The sequence below is a fragment of the Nodularia sp. UHCC 0506 genome (assembly GCF_034931045.1).
Lineage (GTDB): Bacteria > Cyanobacteriota > Cyanobacteriia > Cyanobacteriales > Nostocaceae > Nodularia.
This window is the reverse complement of sequence record NZ_JAYGHH010000002.1, coordinates 234,259-250,498: the sequence shown is the minus strand read 5'-3', so window position 1 is coordinate 250,498 and position 16,240 is coordinate 234,259. Positions and strand designations below refer to the sequence as shown.

Below are 16,240 nucleotides of genomic sequence, written 5' to 3'. Positions count from 1 at the left end.
CATGCAGATATATGCCAAGCTATCTCTGGCCGTTTAGAAGGAAGTAAAATACGATATAAATTAAGACAAGTATTTTCCGAAAAACCTATTACATTGGATATTTTATTTAAAAATTAATTTGTATTTCAGAGAATATTTTATTTTTACACCTAAATATTTATAATCCAATTTCCAAAGTATTCTGTTTGGCTGTCTAATTTCTGTTGTACTTGTTTCTGATATGATATAGAATTTCTCGAACTAAATTATGTAAACTATCTGTGTTTATTTGTAATTAATTAACTCTTCTGTATACGTAACTTAAGCGGTAACTAATATATATGCTTCCTCGCGATTACCTGTAATTTTTGGAGAACTGGTTAATGGTAACTAAAAGCAAAAAACCTGCTCATCATCCTTTAGCTGAATATATCGAACGCCTACAAACAGGAGGGGCATTACTTCCCGATACTCCAGATAATGTCCTAGAAGTAGTCGGCATACTCAAAAGCTATGGTGTAGTTTTAGATGCCTATTCCCACAATCTTATTTATATTGCTGAACATCAATTTTTAGTATTTTTCCCCTTTTTTAAATACTTTAATGGCGAGATGTCTTTTTCTAAATTAATGCGTCATTGGTGGCACGACAGAATTAATTTTGAATACGCCGAATATTGTATGAAAGCTATGATGTGGCATGGTGGCGGTGGCCTAGATAAATATTTAGATACACCAGAATTTCAAGCAAGAGCGCAAGCAGTTATTCAAGCAAAATTTCAAAATAATCCCATCATCATGGGAATAAGCCAACTATTTCCTGACTTTTTAACGGAAATGTTGCGCGTCTCTGCTTACTACACCGGATTAGGTCAATTTTGGCGGGTGATGGCTGATATGTTCCTCAGTTTATCAGACCGCTATGACCGAGGCGAAATTAAGACTATTCCCCAAGTTGTAGATCACATTAAACAGGGGTTGGTAGCAGATGCTTTAAAGCCTATTACCTATGCTGTCAAAATCAAAGATCAAATCTATGACATCATCCCTAAATCTGAGGGTTTAACTTTCTTAGTGGATACAGCCATCCCTTATGTCGAAGCGGTATTCTTTCGAGGAACTCCTTTTCATGGCACGGTTTCATACAATGCCCAAGCATATCAAATTCCTCTAGATCAAGGTCGATTTCAATATGGCGCGCTTTATGCAGATCCTTTGCCTATCGGTGGTGCTGGTATTCCTCCCACTTTACTGATGCAGGATATGCGTCATTATCTTCCTGATTATTTACATGAAATTTATCGTCGCAGTCTTCGGGGTGAAGATGATTTACGCGTGCAAATTTGTATGAGCTTCCAAAAATCCATGTTTTGTGTGACTACGGCTACAATTTTGGGACTGATGCCTTATCCTCTGGATACTCAAGATGTATCTGAACAAACTGCTAATCAAGTCTATTTACAAAAATGGATGAATCGGCTGGAAACTTCGCGGTTAGAGGATGTGAATAAGAAATAATGGAAAAACGAACCGCAGAGGCACAGAGAACACTGAGAAATGAGAAAGAGAGAGGTTGTTTTTTTATTTGTCGGTCTCTGATTCGATTTTGATGTTATGGCTGTATAAAATCAGGTTAGTTACAAAATCTTCCCAAAATCACAACTTTGGTAGATTGGAACAGCGAAAAAATTGGATACACTCACTTAGATGATAGCTAAATTATGGCGGGACTTGGTATCACTTTCTGATCGCCATTGGCCTGGAGTTAGAAATCTTTTGGTTGTTTCTGGCTTGGGAAAACGACAAGAACAAGGGATAATTCTTTTACAATTCGCGTATCTTTGCCCAGGGTAATGTCTGGCAAAAACCAATCTCTCATCTAGTGCGATCGCTAACGATATTTGCTACGGTGGCACGATAAGATTCTAAAACAATAGCTTTACTATAAGGTCTAAATGGCAGAAACACTATTTTTTAACGCTCTGCGAGAAGCCATTGATGAAGAAATGGCTCGTGATTCGAGTGTATTCGTTCTTGGTGAAGATGTAGGACACTATGGCGGTTCTTACAAAGTTACTAAAGACTTATACAAAAAATACGGCGAACTCCGAGTTCTTGATACCCCCATTGCCGAAAACAGTTTTACGGGTATGGCCGTGGGTGCAGCCATGACTGGGTTACGACCGATCATTGAAGGCATGAATATGGGCTTTTTGCTCTTAGCCTTTAACCAAATATCCAATAACGCGGGAATGCTACGCTACACTTCCGGCGGTAACTTTAAAATCCCTATGGTGATTCGTGGTCCGGGGGGTGTGGGTAGACAGTTGGGTGCAGAACATTCCCAACGTTTAGAAGCATACTTTCAAGCGGTTCCGGGGTTGAAAATTGTTACTTGTTCTACACCCTATAACGCCAAAGGATTACTGAAATCGGCGATTCGTGATGATAACCCGGTGTTGTTCTTTGAACATGTTCTGCTTTACAACTTAAAACAAGATTTACCAGAAGAAGAATATTTCCTACCTTTGGATAAAGCGGAAGTTGTACGTCGGGGTAAAGATGTCACAATTCTTACTTACTCACGGATGCGCCATCATGTATTGCAAGCCGTAAAAACTTTAGAAAAACAAGGTTTTGACCCAGAAGTTATTGATTTAATATCACTCAAACCTTTAGATTTTGATACCATTGGGGCATCCATACGCAAAACCCATCGAGTGATTATTGTGGAAGAGTGTATGAGAACTGGCGGTATTGGTGCAGAATTAACCGCCTCTATTAATGACCGCTTGTTTGATGAATTGGATGCGCCAGTACTGCGGCTTTCTTCTCAAGATATCCCCACACCTTACAACGGCAATTTGGAACGGTTAACAATTGTCCAACCAGAACAAATAGTCGAAGCTGTGGAAAAAATGGTAGCCATGCGAGTTTAAGAATTGGGGGGAGTGGGGAAGAGGAAAGGTTGTTCAACAGCCGTCCGTGTAAAGTAAGGGACTTCCAAATAAAAAAATACTCAATCACCTAACGCAAAAAAGCTCTCAAAGTCTCATAACTCTGTGTCCTCTGTGTCTCTGTGGTTCGTTTATTTGGATAATTTATTTCTCGGAAGTCCCTAATTTCCAACTCCCCCCTGCTCCCTGCTCCCTGCTCCCCTGCCTCCTGTTCCCGGCTTCTTCATCTCATAACTCCCTAAAAGAACGCTATTATAGCCTTTGTCAGTTGCGAGTTATGGTATGCAAAGACAGCGATCGCTATTAGCTTTAATTTTTGTGTTGCTTATCGCCGCTATTTCTGTGATAGTAACAATTCCAGTCCCCTTGGGGTTAGACTTACGGGGCGGCTCACAGTTAACCATTCAGGTGAAACCAGCACCGGGAATGAGAGAAATTACTGAGCGAGATTTAGAAGGCGTTCAGAAAGTTTTGGAAGGTCGAGTTAATGGCCTGGGGGTTTCTGAACCAGTAATTCAAACTGTGGGTACAGATAAAATTCTGGTGCAATTGCCAGGAGTGAATGATCCAGAGCAAGCCGAACGAGTGCTAGGCGGCACTGCTCAGTTAGAATTTCGACAACAAAAGCCGGGGACAGAAACTCAACTGTTTGCCTTTCAAGCGTCACGAAACCAACTCAGAGCCAAGCAAGACGAATTGCGAAGCACCGAGGACGAATCCCTAATTAGTAAGAATCAAGAAGAATTACAACAAAATAATCAAGCGATCGCCGAATTGTTTGAAAGCACTGAACCACCACTGGATGGTAAATACCTCCAGGATGCCTACGGTGAACCCACTCAAAATAGTAGTAATTGGAATGTGGCTATTCGCTTTGATCAAAAAGGTGGCGAATTATTTGCCAATCTCACCCAAAACCTCGCAGGTACTGGGCGTAGCATAGGGGTGTTTTTAGACAATGAACTGATCAGCGCGCCTGTGGTGGGCATAGAATTTGCCGCTACCGGGATTACTGGTGGTGCCGCCGTGATTACAGGTAATTTTACTCCACAAGCAGCCAACGACTTGGGTGTGCAGTTACGTGGCGGTGCGTTACCCTTACCCGTGGAAATTGCCGAAAGACGCACAGTAGGCGCTTCCTTGGGTAGAGATAGTATTCAAAGCAGCATTTATGCTGGTGTCGGCGGTTTGATTTTAGTCTTAATATTTATGGTGGTGTACTATCGTGTACCAGGATTGATTGCGGATGTGTCATTAGTCGTTTACTCTCTCCTGACTTGGGCGAGTTTTGCCTTATTAGGGGTGACACTGACTCTGCCCGGAATCGCTGGTTTTATCCTCAGTATTGGTATGGCAGTTGATGCCAATGTGCTAATCTTTGAGCGCACGCGGGAAGAATTGCGAGCCGGCAAATCTCTGTACCGTTCTGTAGAATCTGGTTTTTACCGTGCATTTTCCAGTATTTTAGACAGTAATGTAACTACATGGATCGCTTGTGCGGCTCTGTTTTGGTTTGGTTCTGGATTAGTCAGAGGCTTTGCGCTCACCTTGGCTTTGGGTGTTGCAATGAGTATGTTTACCGCAATTACTTGTAGCCGCACACTGATGTTTTTAGTAGTTACCAATCCGGCTGTGAAAAATAAGCGAGAACTTTTCTGTCCAAACCTGCCAGCACTAAATAAGGCAGAGGTAGCTAAATGAAACTGAGTATTAACAAATCGCGATCGCTATGGTGGACTATTTCTAGTGCCATTATTCTCATTAGCATCATCTCAATGGTGATTTCGTGGCAAAACCCCCAAATTCGCGCACCTCTACGCCCCGGCTTGGATTTTATCGGTGGTACGCGATTACAGTTTGAACGTGATTGTACAGAAATAGGTAACTGCGATCAACCAATAGATATAAATGCAGTCCGGGAAGTCGCCCAAAACCAGGGTTTAGGCGATAGCAGCATCCAAATAGTTGGTGAGAATGGGATATCAATTCGTAGTAAAGACTTAGATGTTGACCAGCGCACCAAATTACAAACTGCTTTAACAGCAGAAATTGGCACTTTTGATCCGCAAAAAAACCAAATTGACACTGTTGGCCCTACCCTGGGAGCAGAATTATTTAGGTCTGGGATTATCGCCCTGATTGTTTCCTTTGCGGGCATTATTGCTTACTTAACCTTCCGCTTCCAATTAGATTATGCCTTATTTGCCATTGTGGCGCTGTTTCATGATGTTTTCGTAACTTTAGGCGTTTTCTCAATTTTCGGGTTAGTGCTACGCACAGAAGTGGATAGTCTGTTTATAGTCGCCCTGCTGACAATTATCGGTTTCTCCGTTAACGATACAGTGGTGATTTATGATCGCATTCGGGAAACCATTAAAATTAATCCTGAGCGCCCAATTACTGACATTGTGGATGATGCTGTTAACCAAACATTAGGAAGGTCGATAAATACCAGCCTGACCACGATGCTGCCATTGTTTGCCATCTATTTCCTTGGTGGCGAAACTCTCAAAAACTTTGCTTTAGCTCTAATTATTGGCTTCACTGCGGGGGCTTATTCCAGTCTTTTTATCGCCAGTACCCTCCTAGCTTGGTGGCGAGAACGTACAGGTAAATCTTCGGTCTTAGTCAGTGCTGAGGCAATTGATACATCTGCTAGTTCCCAGGATAGTTAAGATAATGGGAAATCTTGGTTACATAAACCAAACCAGTGTGTAATTTTTCATTTTCATACCCTAAAGGTTTCATTAATTCAAAATTGCTTATGGATCAACCAGAAGAACCATCATTAAATGGCAGAAATGCCAATATTGACACAAATTTCACCCAACAGGTACAAAAGCTACATCGGCTGACTGTATACGGTAGGTGGTTTTTTGTTGGCTGTTTATGGCTGACTATTGCACCTTTCTCCTTGTGGAATTTACGGGGAGAATTGGTTCTTGTACAACAATATTTCACCTGGGTGGCAGTAAGATATGGATTGTTATATAATCCACTGTCTACCTTCGGTTTAGCTATTTGTATCGGTACTACCGTTTCTACTTTAGTTTGGCAAAGCCGAAATATTTTGCTGGGATTACCGCAACGGGAACAACAACGTTTAGAAAAACAAGTTTTTAAAATCAGACAGCAAGGCCAAACTCATCCTCTGTGGAAGTGGATTTGTCATTAAATGGTGACAATTAAATTTGGATCTCGTTGCATCTGGATATACGGATTCAACACTTTCCAGCACAATATGACAGAAATGTTACTGCCAAATTGGGGTGTACAAAATGAACTATCCTCAAATTCAATTTAGCGAACATCGCCACTCTGAAATAGACCTTTACCAACTCCAAGAACTATTTGATCTTGCAGCTTTTTGGGCAAAAGGGCGTAATATAGATGATTTAGGCATAGCGATCGCTAATAGCGACCCAGTAATTAGTATTTGGGACAAAGAGCGACTAATTGGTTTTGCCAGAGCCACCTCTGACGGAATTTATCGCGCTACAATCTGGGATGTCGTGATTCACCCAGAATATCGCGGTACAGGTTTGGGGCGAAAGTTAGTTGAAACCATTTTAAGTCATCCCCGCGTCAGAGGAGTTGAGAGGGTATATCTCATGACTACTTATCAGCAGGAGTTTTATGAAAAAATTGGTTTCCAGTCCAATTCCAGCACAACAATGGTGCTAAATCATCAATCTCAGATTGAAATCCTGCCCATTACTGAAGTCCTACTTCAAGAATCGCTGGGGGGATAGAAACTTGCAACCGAATCAACTCCTCAGTTGTTTCCGCCGTGATTGGAGATGGCAAAATTTCTAACTTTCCTCCCATCACTTCTAATAAAGTTTGGTTGAGTAATAAATTCATTCCTGGCGAAAAAGTCGTTTTCTCTTCATCAGTCTGAGAACTCTGAACTTCTGATTTCATTAGATCAATGGACTCACTTGCAGTTAAAGCATGATGAGGCACATCCAGCCAAATATCCAAAGTATTATTTGTAGGTGAGAAACTACTAGAAAGACAGATACTGCCGCACTGCATTTGAGCAATGGCAGTGTCTACTAAATTTACTAATATTTGCCGTAGCCATCGATAATCTGCCAAGACATAGATTTCTGGATCAGGAAGCACAACACGCAACGGAAAATTGCGATTTGCTGCCAGCATATAAGTTAAATCGTTAACTTCTTGTAAAATTTTAGCCAGACAGTGGGGTTGAATATCTAACTTATTAGTACCATGTTCTGTTCTGGCGATTTTCAGAATTTCATCAATCAGATGTAGAAGTTTCAGCGCTCTGTCGTGAGCTTGAGTTATAAATTCTCGCTCCTCTTCGGGATTCTCACACAAATCCTCTAAAATTAACTGATGCAAGCCAATTAAACCATTCAGAGGCGATCGCAATTCATGGGTAGTTCGCGCCAAAAATCCTGCTTTAAACAGGCTCATTTCTTGCGCCATTTGATATGCTAGTTGCGTTTGCTTGATTTGTTGCTGGATTTCTGAAACTGGCAGTTGATCTGCCGCTTTCACCGGGGATAAGTTAGAGGAGTGATTGAATGACCGAGTAAATAATCCCCGAATCCCCAACCCTACTATTAGCCCTATTCCTAAATATATGAAGTTGCTCCAATTCATAATTTGGCAATTATTAACTTATTAATTGACCACAATGGCGCAAAGTAAATTTACGGATTTACTAATTAATTACTTGCACTGAGCAAAAAAATATCTAATTAGGGCTTGCTGAATAAATATAGAACCCAGATAAATCGAAGGTTTGAGGCTGATAAACCCGAAAGTAGGTATAAGATTTTTGAAGGGTTTACCATTAAAAGTGTGAATTTTGGGTTGAATAAATCAGAAAATTTGGGGATAACAGATAGCTGAAACTGTTCCCTATTCCCTGTTCCCTTCCTCCACAACCAAACTTTTATGCCTAACGGCACGCTACGCGAACAGCAAACCCTAATTATTTATATCTTCTTAATCTGCTAAAAAATTAATTTAACTGTACCTTGGCGCAAGATTTCCCAGTTTTTACCTGTCCATTTGCTCACAGTGGAAGGTACACCAACTCCCGAAATTTCGCCGTTAAATTCTGTTGCTTCCAGAGTTATAACTTGAGGAAATTGCTCGGCAATTTCTGCTAACTTTTGTAAAGGCTGTTGACCTGAAAAATTGGCGCTAGTGGTGGCAAGAGGGCCTGTTTGTGTCAAAATAGCTTGCGCGATCGCACTTTGAGGCACTCGAATTCCAATGGTTGTAGGATCAGTGGGATTCATCTGTTTTGGGATTTTATCACTGGCTGGTAATACTAATGTCAACGCTCCCGGCCAATGTCTATTTGCTAACTCTTGCCAAATTTGTAACTCGTTTTCATTACCTTGAACATAAGGCCATAAATCCTCGGCACTCGCCCCCATCAAAATTAGCGGTTTATCTTGACTACGTTGTTTAGCTTCAAAAATTAATGATGCTTTTTCTGGTAGGGCTGCGAGTGCAGGGACGGTATCCGTAGGGAAACTAACTAATAAACCAGCGCGTGCGCCAGCGATCAAATCAACTAAAGAAACTTGAGTCATTTGTAAAGGTTATTTTCGATAAGCTACCGCAAAGCGGTCAATTCCAGCCAAATCCGCATGAATTTGAATATTACAGTAGCTACCTTGCTTTTGTAAAAGTGTTTGCACAATATCCCCTTGTCCCGCCATCATTTCAATTAGCCACACACCACCAGGACGCAAATAGGAAGGAGATATTTCTATTAACTGGCGAATACAATCCAAGCCATCAAGTCCACCATCTAAGGCTAGATGTGGTTCATGCTTCACTACTTCTGGTTGCAGGGTAGCCACAGTATTGGTGGGAATATAAGGCGGGTTAGACACCATACCACTGAACTCTCCTTTGAGGGCTGATAGCGGCTCCCACCAGGAACCTTGGTGAAATTTGATCTGGTTGTCAAAACTTAAATTATGAGCATTGTCACGGGCAATTTTTAAAGCTTCTAGGCTGTAATCAACGGCGTGAATTGTCGCTTTTGGGAAAGTATCTGCTAAACCCAAGGCGATCGCACCGCTACCAGTACCCAAATCAGCCCAATGTCCTGAATTGAGGAAGGGGGCTGCGCCACGATGAGTAGCAGCAGCCACAGCTAGATCAATTAAAGACTCAGTTTCTGGTCTGGGAATTAAAACCGCATTTGACACGGCAATTTTAAACTTTCGCCAAGGCGTAACTCCAGCAATGTACTGTACTGGTAAGCGTTCATTTAATCGCCTTTGCCACAACTGTTCTAAATCCTCTAAAGTTAACGCCATCTGAATTTCAGGCTGCTCTTTAAAAGATTCTAAACGCAGTGATAAACGGTCTAACCCAGCTACTTCTAGAAGTAACCAATCTACCTCCACAGGTGAAATATTATATGCGATCGCATCAGCGATCGCTTGATTACGCCACCGCCAAAGCTGTAAACCGGAAACTACCTGTAGCTGTTTTTTTGCCATTCCTTAACGTGGTCTTGCTGGTGCAGTGTTGGGCGCGTTTTCTGTCGGTAAAGTCTTGATATATTCTCTAGATTCTTGGGATGGAACTAAAACCACTTGGTTTAACCAAGCATCATTTTTATCCTGTAGTGTTTTAATTACCCCGTCTATGTCTATTACCTGAATATCCGCTTTCGGAAACTGAGGCTTGACTTTGGTTAACAAGCCTTGTGCATCTTTCTTACTTAAAAACAAAGGAATCAATTGCTCATTGTCAGATGTTAGTTGAATTGGGACATAACCCTGCTCTGGTGAAAATCTGACAGCAAAAACAGGTACACTGGTAAACTGATTTACTTGTTGACCACTTTGGCGCAATAATTCCATTGCCCCCTTGATTTCCTGTTCGACAGGTTTAAAGGCAAAGAGAAGGCGTTCTGACTGGTTTTTACTTTGTTGTAACTGCTCATAAATAACGCCTAAAGGCACTGCTGTTACTTGTAGGCTTTTCACCATCTGTTGCATTTTTGGGTCTTGGCCTGGGACACTCTGTAGTTGCTTAATAAAACTTTGAGCTTCCTGGCGACTCATATAAACGCCCGTGACCGAACCACCTGGTTTTTGAGTATCTGGTAAGGGACGGCTTAATGGTAAACCTTTTTCATTAGTAATCAGATATACAGGAACTGAATCCAATTTTTCTTTGATTTGCTGTTCTGACAAAGCCAGCACTGGGAAATTGCCGACAAAAACTGATCCCAGTAAAGTACTTCCAACTAGGCCTAATGTTGCTCCCCAGCGAACTAGTGCTTTCATGATTGCTCCTCGCATCAATAATTAAATTAAGTTAGACGAATTGTTAGATTAGCACCACACTAACTAGTTTTAGTTATATAGCAATACCTTTAAAATGTGAAAAATTTATTTTTGCGCTTCAATATTAACAATTAATTCTCCAACAGCGCTGTTTTAGCATCCTGCTGTCACATTTTTCTGGTAGTGCGATCGCTCAATGTGGTATGTTTCTCTTGATTTTAGCTTGCTATCCACTGCAAAATAGTGTTACAGCACTTCCAGCAGCTATGAGGTGTATTCTCAAGACTGAAAGCTATGATAGGAGAGGGAGAAAGAGAAAAACTGTATTGCCTAATAGCCGGAAACACTGTAAAGATTGTTATTTTGCTCTTAAATAGCAAATACTTTTCTATAGATTTGATCTAATTAATACAATTTTATTGGCTTTGTTAACCTTAGATGACGATATTGCAGAACTAATAGTTCCATCCGCAGCAGATGTAATAGTTTAAGTTCTGGCAAAAAAATGACTCCACACCGCAGGGTGGAAGCAAAGAGGGGCATACCTACGCTGTGATGTATCAATTTTACCTAATTGCAGCCTAGACAAACTTCTCAAAGGTATATCAACAGGTTTACGAAAAAATCATCTGCGTTTTTGCTGTTTTTCTTAAATGCCAGCATCTTTTTAGCACTTTAAATCGGGATGACAGGATTTGAACCTGCGACATCCTGCTCCCAAAGCAGGCGCGCTACCAAGCTGCGCTACATCCCGGATACCGTTAGCAGGGGTTTCAATTTACTAGGCAAGGACTAGTATTAAATCACACCCTAGCTGTAAAACCGTTGGATTGTTTCAATCACTGATTTACCACGGCAATAATCTTAGTATAGCAGGTTTCACATATCTTGACTAACTAATTTTATTTTTTGTCTAGGCAGAAACAAATGCTCGAAAGTCAAAATTTCGGCTATGCTGCTAAATCGCTTTGACGAAACAATCAGCTCATATACTCCGAAAATACGGAAATATCGATATTTAATCATTACAGCTGATTATTTGTGGCAATATGCTGAGTGTTGAAAATTAGTGCGGATACCAGAACATACCTTTAATGCCTTCTGGATCTGACATAAAACCCATACCCCGGTAAAAATCTAGAACATGAGGGTCAGCAAAGAGAGTAACATTGCTAATTTCTTCACTTCTAAGTTTTTTGAGTACATATTTCATCAGTGCCTTACCCAGTCCTTTACCTTGAAAGTCCGGGTGAACTACCACATCCCAAATAGTCGCATTAAACGCATGATCTGAGGTAGCACGAGCGAAACCGATCAGCCGCTTTTGGTTTCCTCGTACTTGCCACATAGAGGCTACGAGAAAACTATGCTCAATGGCTTTCTTTACTTTTCTTAAAGGACGACGCGACCAACCAACTGCATCACAAAGTTCCTCTAGTTCATACAGGTCAATATCTCTATCTGTACTAAAGACGATGCGAGTCTCGTTCTGAGAAACTTCGTTAGCGCCATTAGGGGTAGATTTGCCGGAAACAGACCCTGTACGTTCTTCAAAAGAAGTTGTTTTACTTGTCGCTACAGAATCAGGACTATTAAACCAAGTTTTCCAAAAACCCATGCCAACGTGGTTCGGGTAGTATAACTAAATTGGTTTCCACTTTCAAAGGAGTGTTGATTCACGTTTTACAAAACTGAAGCCGGAAATATCCCGCTCACTTAAATTACTTTAGATGTTTTCGGGGTTTTCAATGGCAACAGATGTTTATGGCGTGTTTCACACCAATCATTTTCAAGTTTAGCATTTTGTTGTGGAGCCTAGCAGAAAATTCCCAAAAACTGAAAAAGTTTACCTAAATTTAGATGAGATTGGGAATTAGAGGTAGAGATTAGAGAATAATTAGTCGCAAACCCCTATCTTTAAGATATGGGAAAGAAAAAATGGTGTGTTGCACCCTACGTGTCTCCACACCAAGCATAATTATCTCAGACAAAAAATTTGATTTATGTTTTGGGGTTTCCTAGTCCCCGGTTCCCTGGATGAAAGCAAGCGAGTCCTACACCCAACGATGGCTTCTGGTTTAAAATCTTCAACACTCGAACTCCTAAAGCGCTTTAACCGAGCCTTTCCCCAGTTTTACGAGCAATTTGTTAGTAGTGAGATTCAACTGCAAAATTTGCGGCTAGCCTACCGTCTTTATAAAACGAAGCGTGCCATTATTGAATTAAAGTCCGAAGGTAGCAAAAGCGCCCTGCACTTTGCCTACCGCAACCAGTCGTTTCTACTCAGTGATATTTTTGGTGTCTTAGCCGCTTATGGGCTAACTATTCATGGTTTAAGTTTATATGGTCAAATCCGGCCACCGATGTTGGTTTTTATCAAACTTCTGGTATCTCGTGGCAGTCAATCCTTAACTGAGAAAACAGCAGAGAACGTTTGCCGCGCCATTCGTGAGGCTTTAGGTGGGCGATTTGAGGTAGAAGAAATGCTGGCGGTAGAATTTAATCTAGATACTGGACTAGAACAAGTACAGACAGAGTTTTATGTTGATCCAGTATTTCACCTCCCAGCCCTAGTCATTGAAGCCGATAATCAACCGGGATTATTTTACAAAGTCATGAACACCATTTGGCAGGAAGACTTATTGGTAGTCAATGCTAATTTGCTAGTTTGGCGTGGACGCACCAGGTTGATTCTTTACTTGTTGGGACCGAATGAAAGTCTGATTCCTGAATATTTGGGACACAAAATTGCCGAAGGGGTAAGGTTAAGGTTGTTGAATAATTGACATTCTGGTACTTGTAAGGGCGAAGATTCTTCGCTCACAGACCCAACTTACTCAAATAGCTTGGCACCTACAACAGTAGAGGTCTAATCTCCCGTTGGATAGCGTTCGGGTCTAAGATCCCAGTTCTTGTATGCCCTACGGTACTCAAGGCGAGGCTTTAACCCCAATTTTTTGGTAAATATACATCAAAAATTAATTCCGTATTTAGTCGCACCCGCTCTTAACGGTACGATATTAATATGGCAACTATTGAAATCTTAGGCGTTCCACACGCATACGAGCTAACTGCTCCTACTTCCTGTCCCCATGCTTTAGTGTTTATCCACGGTTGGCTAAATAGTCGTGGGTATTGGCAACCTGTTATTTCCCGCCTGTCAGTTGATTTGCAGTGCTTGTCTTATGATTTGCGAGGTTTCGGTGAGTCGAAATCCCAGCCAGAAGCAGATTTTAGTCAGGCACAAACTGATGTTAGTTTGACTCCTAACTCAATTAATGAGTTTAATTTACCTTTTGATTCTATTTATACACCTGCTGTTTATGCTCAGGATTTAGCTGCCCTTTTAGAACAGATGAATATTACTAGCGCTTGGCTGATTGGGCATTCATTGGGAGGCACAATCGCACTTTGGGCAGCAGCTCAAATGCCGGAATGTGTGAAAGGAGTTATATGTATTAACGCAGGTGGTGGTATTTATCTCAAAGAGGCCTTTGAGCAATTTCGTTCAGCAGGTCAAAGATTTTTACAAGTCCGCCCGCGCTGGTTGTCTCAACTACCTTTGATTGATTTGTTGTTTACCAGAGCCAGTGTAGCTCGTCCGTTGGATCGCCATTGGGCGCGTCAGCGAGTGATTGATTTTGTGATGGCTGACCCAGAAGCTGCACTAGGAGCATTATTAGACTCCACAACTGAGGAAGAAGTCAACCGTTTACCTCAACTAGTATCTCAGTTGCCACAGCCAGTTTATTTTTTAGCTGGAACTGATGATAAAGTCATGGAACCCAAGTATGTTCGACATTTAGCTAGTTTTCATCGGCTTTTTCAATATACTGGCGACAATGTAATTGAAATTCCTGATTGTGGTCACTTGGCAATGTTAGAACAGCCAGATGCTGTTGCCTCTCACATCAGGTCAATAGTTTATGGTTAATTAAAATTTTTAATATTTATTTAAAATCTGCACCCCATTCTGAACTCCTCCCCGCAAACGAGGAGGGTAAACTTGTTCTGCAACTACGAATTACGTTCGCGTAGCGTTTCCGAAGGAAATATTACGAATTACGAATTAATACAATTTCATCACTTGGCTGAGTGGCAATCTAGACTCAACACCTAAAGTTAAGGGTGATGTATGACCTAGCGTTAGGTGATGGGAGGCGGCGCAAGCAATCATGGCGGCGTTATCGGTACAGTATTTCAAGGGTGGAAACAGGACACGCAGGTTATGATCGGCGGCGGTTGTCTGTAAGATTTTTCTCAGGCTGCTGTTAGCTGCTACCCCTCCACCTATGGCAATGGTGTTGAGATTGTAATCAAGGGCGCAGGCGATCGCTCTTTTGGTCAGCGATCGCGCTACAGTTTCCTGAAAGCTAGCGGCTAAATCAGTCACTGGCACTTGTTTTTCATCTTTCTCTAATTGCTGCACTAACCGCAGTACGGCCGTCTTTAAACCACTAAAACTGCTGTCATAGCGATGATATCCCCCACCTGGTAAAGAAACTTTCCCTTCTGGCAAACTAAAGGCGCGGGGATTGCCTGTTTGTGCTAGTTGGTCAATGACTGGACCACCGGGATAACCTAGTTTTAATAACCGCGCTACTTTATCAAAAGCTTCACCTGCCGCATCATCACGAGTTTCACCTAAAGTTTCGTAAACGCCACAATCCTTTACATAAATCAAGCTTGTATGTCCACCGGAAACGAGTAAGCTAAGAAATGGGGGATTTAAAGTTGGTTCACTCAAATAAGTCGCGTAAATGTGACCTTCAAGGTGATGGACTCCCAAAAATGGTTTGTTGTGTAACATTGCTAAAGTTTTGGCAGCAGTTAACCCTACCAACAACGCTCCTACGAGTCCAGGGGCGCAGGTGGCAGCGATACCATCGATTTGCTCCCAGTTCAGTTGGGCTTGTTCTAGTGCTTGTGCGATCGCCTCATTGATCGTTTCCAAGTGCTGACGGGATGCCACCTCTGGCACTACCCCACCATATTGACTATGAACTGCGATTTGGGAAGCTACGATACTGCTATAAACTTGACGATTATTCACAATTGCGACGGCAGTTTCATCGCAGCTGGTTTCTATTGCTAAAACAGTTGCCATTGTCAGGTTGTGTTAAGTAACGATTTGTTGGAGAAGCTTTAACTTTTATTTACTTAAACTTTACTCGGTTCCCAGCCAAGAGTATGATTACTAGCTAGTTATGCAAATAAAGAACTGTACAAGCCGCTTCGTTTTGTACAAAGAACTTTTTGTTTTGTAATAAAAGGAAACAAATCTATGAGACGATTGTTTGCTTTGATTTTAGCGATTTGTCTTTGGTCTAATTTTGCCCCCCCAGCCCAAGCGCTTGGGGCTAACTTAGTACCTTGTAAAGACTCTCCCGCCTTTCAAGAGCTAGCAAAGAATGCCCGTAACACCACCGCCGATCCCGAATCAGGGAGAAAGCGGTTTGAGCGTTATTCTCAAGCACTGTGTGGACCAGAAGGTTATCCTCACTTAATTGTTGATGGTCGCCTAGATCGGGCTGGTGACTTTTTGATTCCCAGCATTCTCTTTTTGTATATTGCTGGTTGGATTGGCTGGGTAGGCCGTGCTTACCTACAAGCTATCAAAAAGGAATCTGATACTGAAGCCAAAGAAATCCAAATCGATCTCGGTTTGGCACTACCCATTATCGCCACAGGCTTTGCTTGGCCTGTAGCAGCAATTAAAGAACTCCTTTCAGGCGAATTAACTGCTAAAGATTCGGAAATTACTGTTTCTCCGCGTTAATTCTTCCTAACTAAAATCTTTTGTTTTGGAGACTAAATTCATGGCAGATAAAGGCGATCAATCGTCCTATTTCATCACATTTCTTTCTACGGCTCCAGTGGCAGCGACTATTTGGCTCACCATTACAGCCGGGATTTTAATTGAATTTAACCGCTTTTTTCCAGACTTGCTTTTCCACCCACTACCATAAGTAGAAAATGGAATTTCATGCTAAATATTGTGTAA

At 41.6% G+C, this 16,240-nt stretch carries 16 protein-coding genes and 1 tRNA gene; 10 read left to right on the top strand and 7 right to left on the bottom strand.

What is annotated here, in order from left to right:
• The first annotated feature begins 362 nt into the window (after positions 1-362).
• The 6 genes from VB654_RS02825 to VB654_RS02800 all read left to right on the top strand — a co-directional run bounded on the left by VB654_RS02825 (position 363) and on the right by VB654_RS02800 (position 6,687).
• Positions 363-1,496, top strand: coding sequence for a CO2 hydration protein (locus VB654_RS02825; RefSeq protein WP_323211890.1), 1,134 nt, complete (start codon positions 363-365; stop codon positions 1,494-1,496).
• 437 nt (positions 1,497-1,933) lie between these two features.
• Positions 1,934-2,917, top strand: a complete 984-nt coding sequence (locus tag VB654_RS02820; RefSeq protein WP_323211888.1) for an alpha-ketoacid dehydrogenase subunit beta — start codon at positions 1,934-1,936, stop codon at positions 2,915-2,917.
• Between the two features lie 300 nt (positions 2,918-3,217).
• Entirely contained in the window at positions 3,218-4,636 is a 1,419-nt protein-coding gene (secD, locus tag VB654_RS02815; protein ID WP_323211981.1) for a protein translocase subunit SecD, read from the top strand.
• Positions 4,633-5,610 (top strand): protein translocase subunit SecF, encoded by a 978-nt coding sequence (secF, locus tag VB654_RS02810; protein WP_323211887.1) that lies wholly within the window; start codon positions 4,633-4,635, stop codon positions 5,608-5,610. Before secD ends, secF begins: the two co-directional genes overlap by 4 nt.
• A gap of 89 nt (positions 5,611-5,699) precedes the next feature.
• The gene (locus VB654_RS02805; protein WP_323211885.1) at positions 5,700-6,110 is read left to right on the top strand and encodes a hypothetical protein; all 411 of its coding nucleotides are present in this window, start codon (positions 5,700-5,702) and stop codon (positions 6,108-6,110) included.
• 103 nt (positions 6,111-6,213) lie between these two features.
• On the top strand, positions 6,214-6,687 hold the full coding sequence (locus VB654_RS02800; protein WP_323211883.1) for a GNAT family N-acetyltransferase: 474 nt from the start codon (positions 6,214-6,216) through the stop codon (positions 6,685-6,687).
• On the opposite strand, the gene VB654_RS02795 is transcribed toward VB654_RS02800, so the two are convergent.
• The 6 genes from VB654_RS02795 to VB654_RS02770 form a co-directional block, all read right to left on the bottom strand.
• Positions 6,650-7,570, bottom strand: coding sequence for a HAMP domain-containing sensor histidine kinase (locus VB654_RS02795; protein WP_323211882.1), 921 nt, complete (start codon positions 7,568-7,570; stop codon positions 6,650-6,652). The genes VB654_RS02800 and VB654_RS02795 overlap by 38 nt on opposite strands.
• A 356-nt stretch (positions 7,571-7,926) precedes the next feature.
• Positions 7,927-8,517 (bottom strand): L-threonylcarbamoyladenylate synthase, encoded by a 591-nt coding sequence (locus VB654_RS02790; RefSeq protein ID WP_323211881.1) that lies wholly within the window; start codon positions 8,515-8,517, stop codon positions 7,927-7,929.
• A gap of 9 nt (positions 8,518-8,526) precedes the next feature.
• Positions 8,527-9,441 (bottom strand): peptide chain release factor N(5)-glutamine methyltransferase, encoded by a 915-nt coding sequence (gene prmC / locus VB654_RS02785; RefSeq protein ID WP_323211879.1) that lies wholly within the window; start codon positions 9,439-9,441, stop codon positions 8,527-8,529.
• Between the two features lie 3 nt (positions 9,442-9,444).
• Positions 9,445-10,236 (bottom strand): Tic22 family protein, encoded by a 792-nt coding sequence (locus VB654_RS02780; RefSeq protein ID WP_323211878.1) that lies wholly within the window; start codon positions 10,234-10,236, stop codon positions 9,445-9,447.
• Positions 10,237-10,916: 680 nt separating this feature from the next.
• Positions 10,917-10,990: transfer RNA gene (locus VB654_RS02775), tRNA-Pro, on the bottom strand.
• A 312-nt stretch (positions 10,991-11,302) separates the two neighbouring features.
• A complete protein-coding gene (locus VB654_RS02770; protein ID WP_323211876.1) occupies positions 11,303-11,854 on the bottom strand; it encodes a GNAT family N-acetyltransferase in 552 nt (183 codons plus the stop codon).
• A 448-nt stretch (positions 11,855-12,302) separates the two neighbouring features.
• Between VB654_RS02770 and VB654_RS02765 the strand changes: the two genes are divergently transcribed.
• Positions 12,303-13,022 (top strand): hypothetical protein, encoded by a 720-nt coding sequence (locus VB654_RS02765; protein WP_323211980.1) that lies wholly within the window; start codon positions 12,303-12,305, stop codon positions 13,020-13,022.
• A gap of 239 nt (positions 13,023-13,261) precedes the next feature.
• Entirely contained in the window at positions 13,262-14,170 is a 909-nt protein-coding gene (locus VB654_RS02760; protein ID WP_323211875.1) for an alpha/beta hydrolase, read from the top strand.
• A gap of 135 nt (positions 14,171-14,305) precedes the next feature.
• Here the strand turns inward: VB654_RS02760 and tsaD are convergent, their stop codons facing one another.
• Positions 14,306-15,343, bottom strand: coding sequence for a tRNA (adenosine(37)-N6)-threonylcarbamoyltransferase complex transferase subunit TsaD (gene tsaD / locus VB654_RS02755; protein ID WP_323211874.1), 1,038 nt, complete (start codon positions 15,341-15,343; stop codon positions 14,306-14,308).
• Positions 15,344-15,520: 177 nt separating this feature from the next.
• Between tsaD and VB654_RS02750 the strand changes: the two genes are divergently transcribed.
• Together VB654_RS02750 and psaJ are read left to right on the top strand one after the other, a co-directional pair.
• Positions 15,521-16,015 (top strand): photosystem I reaction center protein PsaF, subunit III, encoded by a 495-nt coding sequence (locus VB654_RS02750; protein WP_006194868.1) that lies wholly within the window; start codon positions 15,521-15,523, stop codon positions 16,013-16,015.
• Positions 16,016-16,055: 40 nt separating this feature from the next.
• Positions 16,056-16,205 carry a photosystem I reaction center subunit IX gene (psaJ, locus tag VB654_RS02745; RefSeq protein ID WP_200987820.1) on the top strand — a complete coding sequence of 50 codons (150 nt, stop codon included), beginning with the start codon at positions 16,056-16,058 and terminating at the stop codon, positions 16,203-16,205.
• Positions 16,206-16,240: the final 35 nt, after the last annotated feature.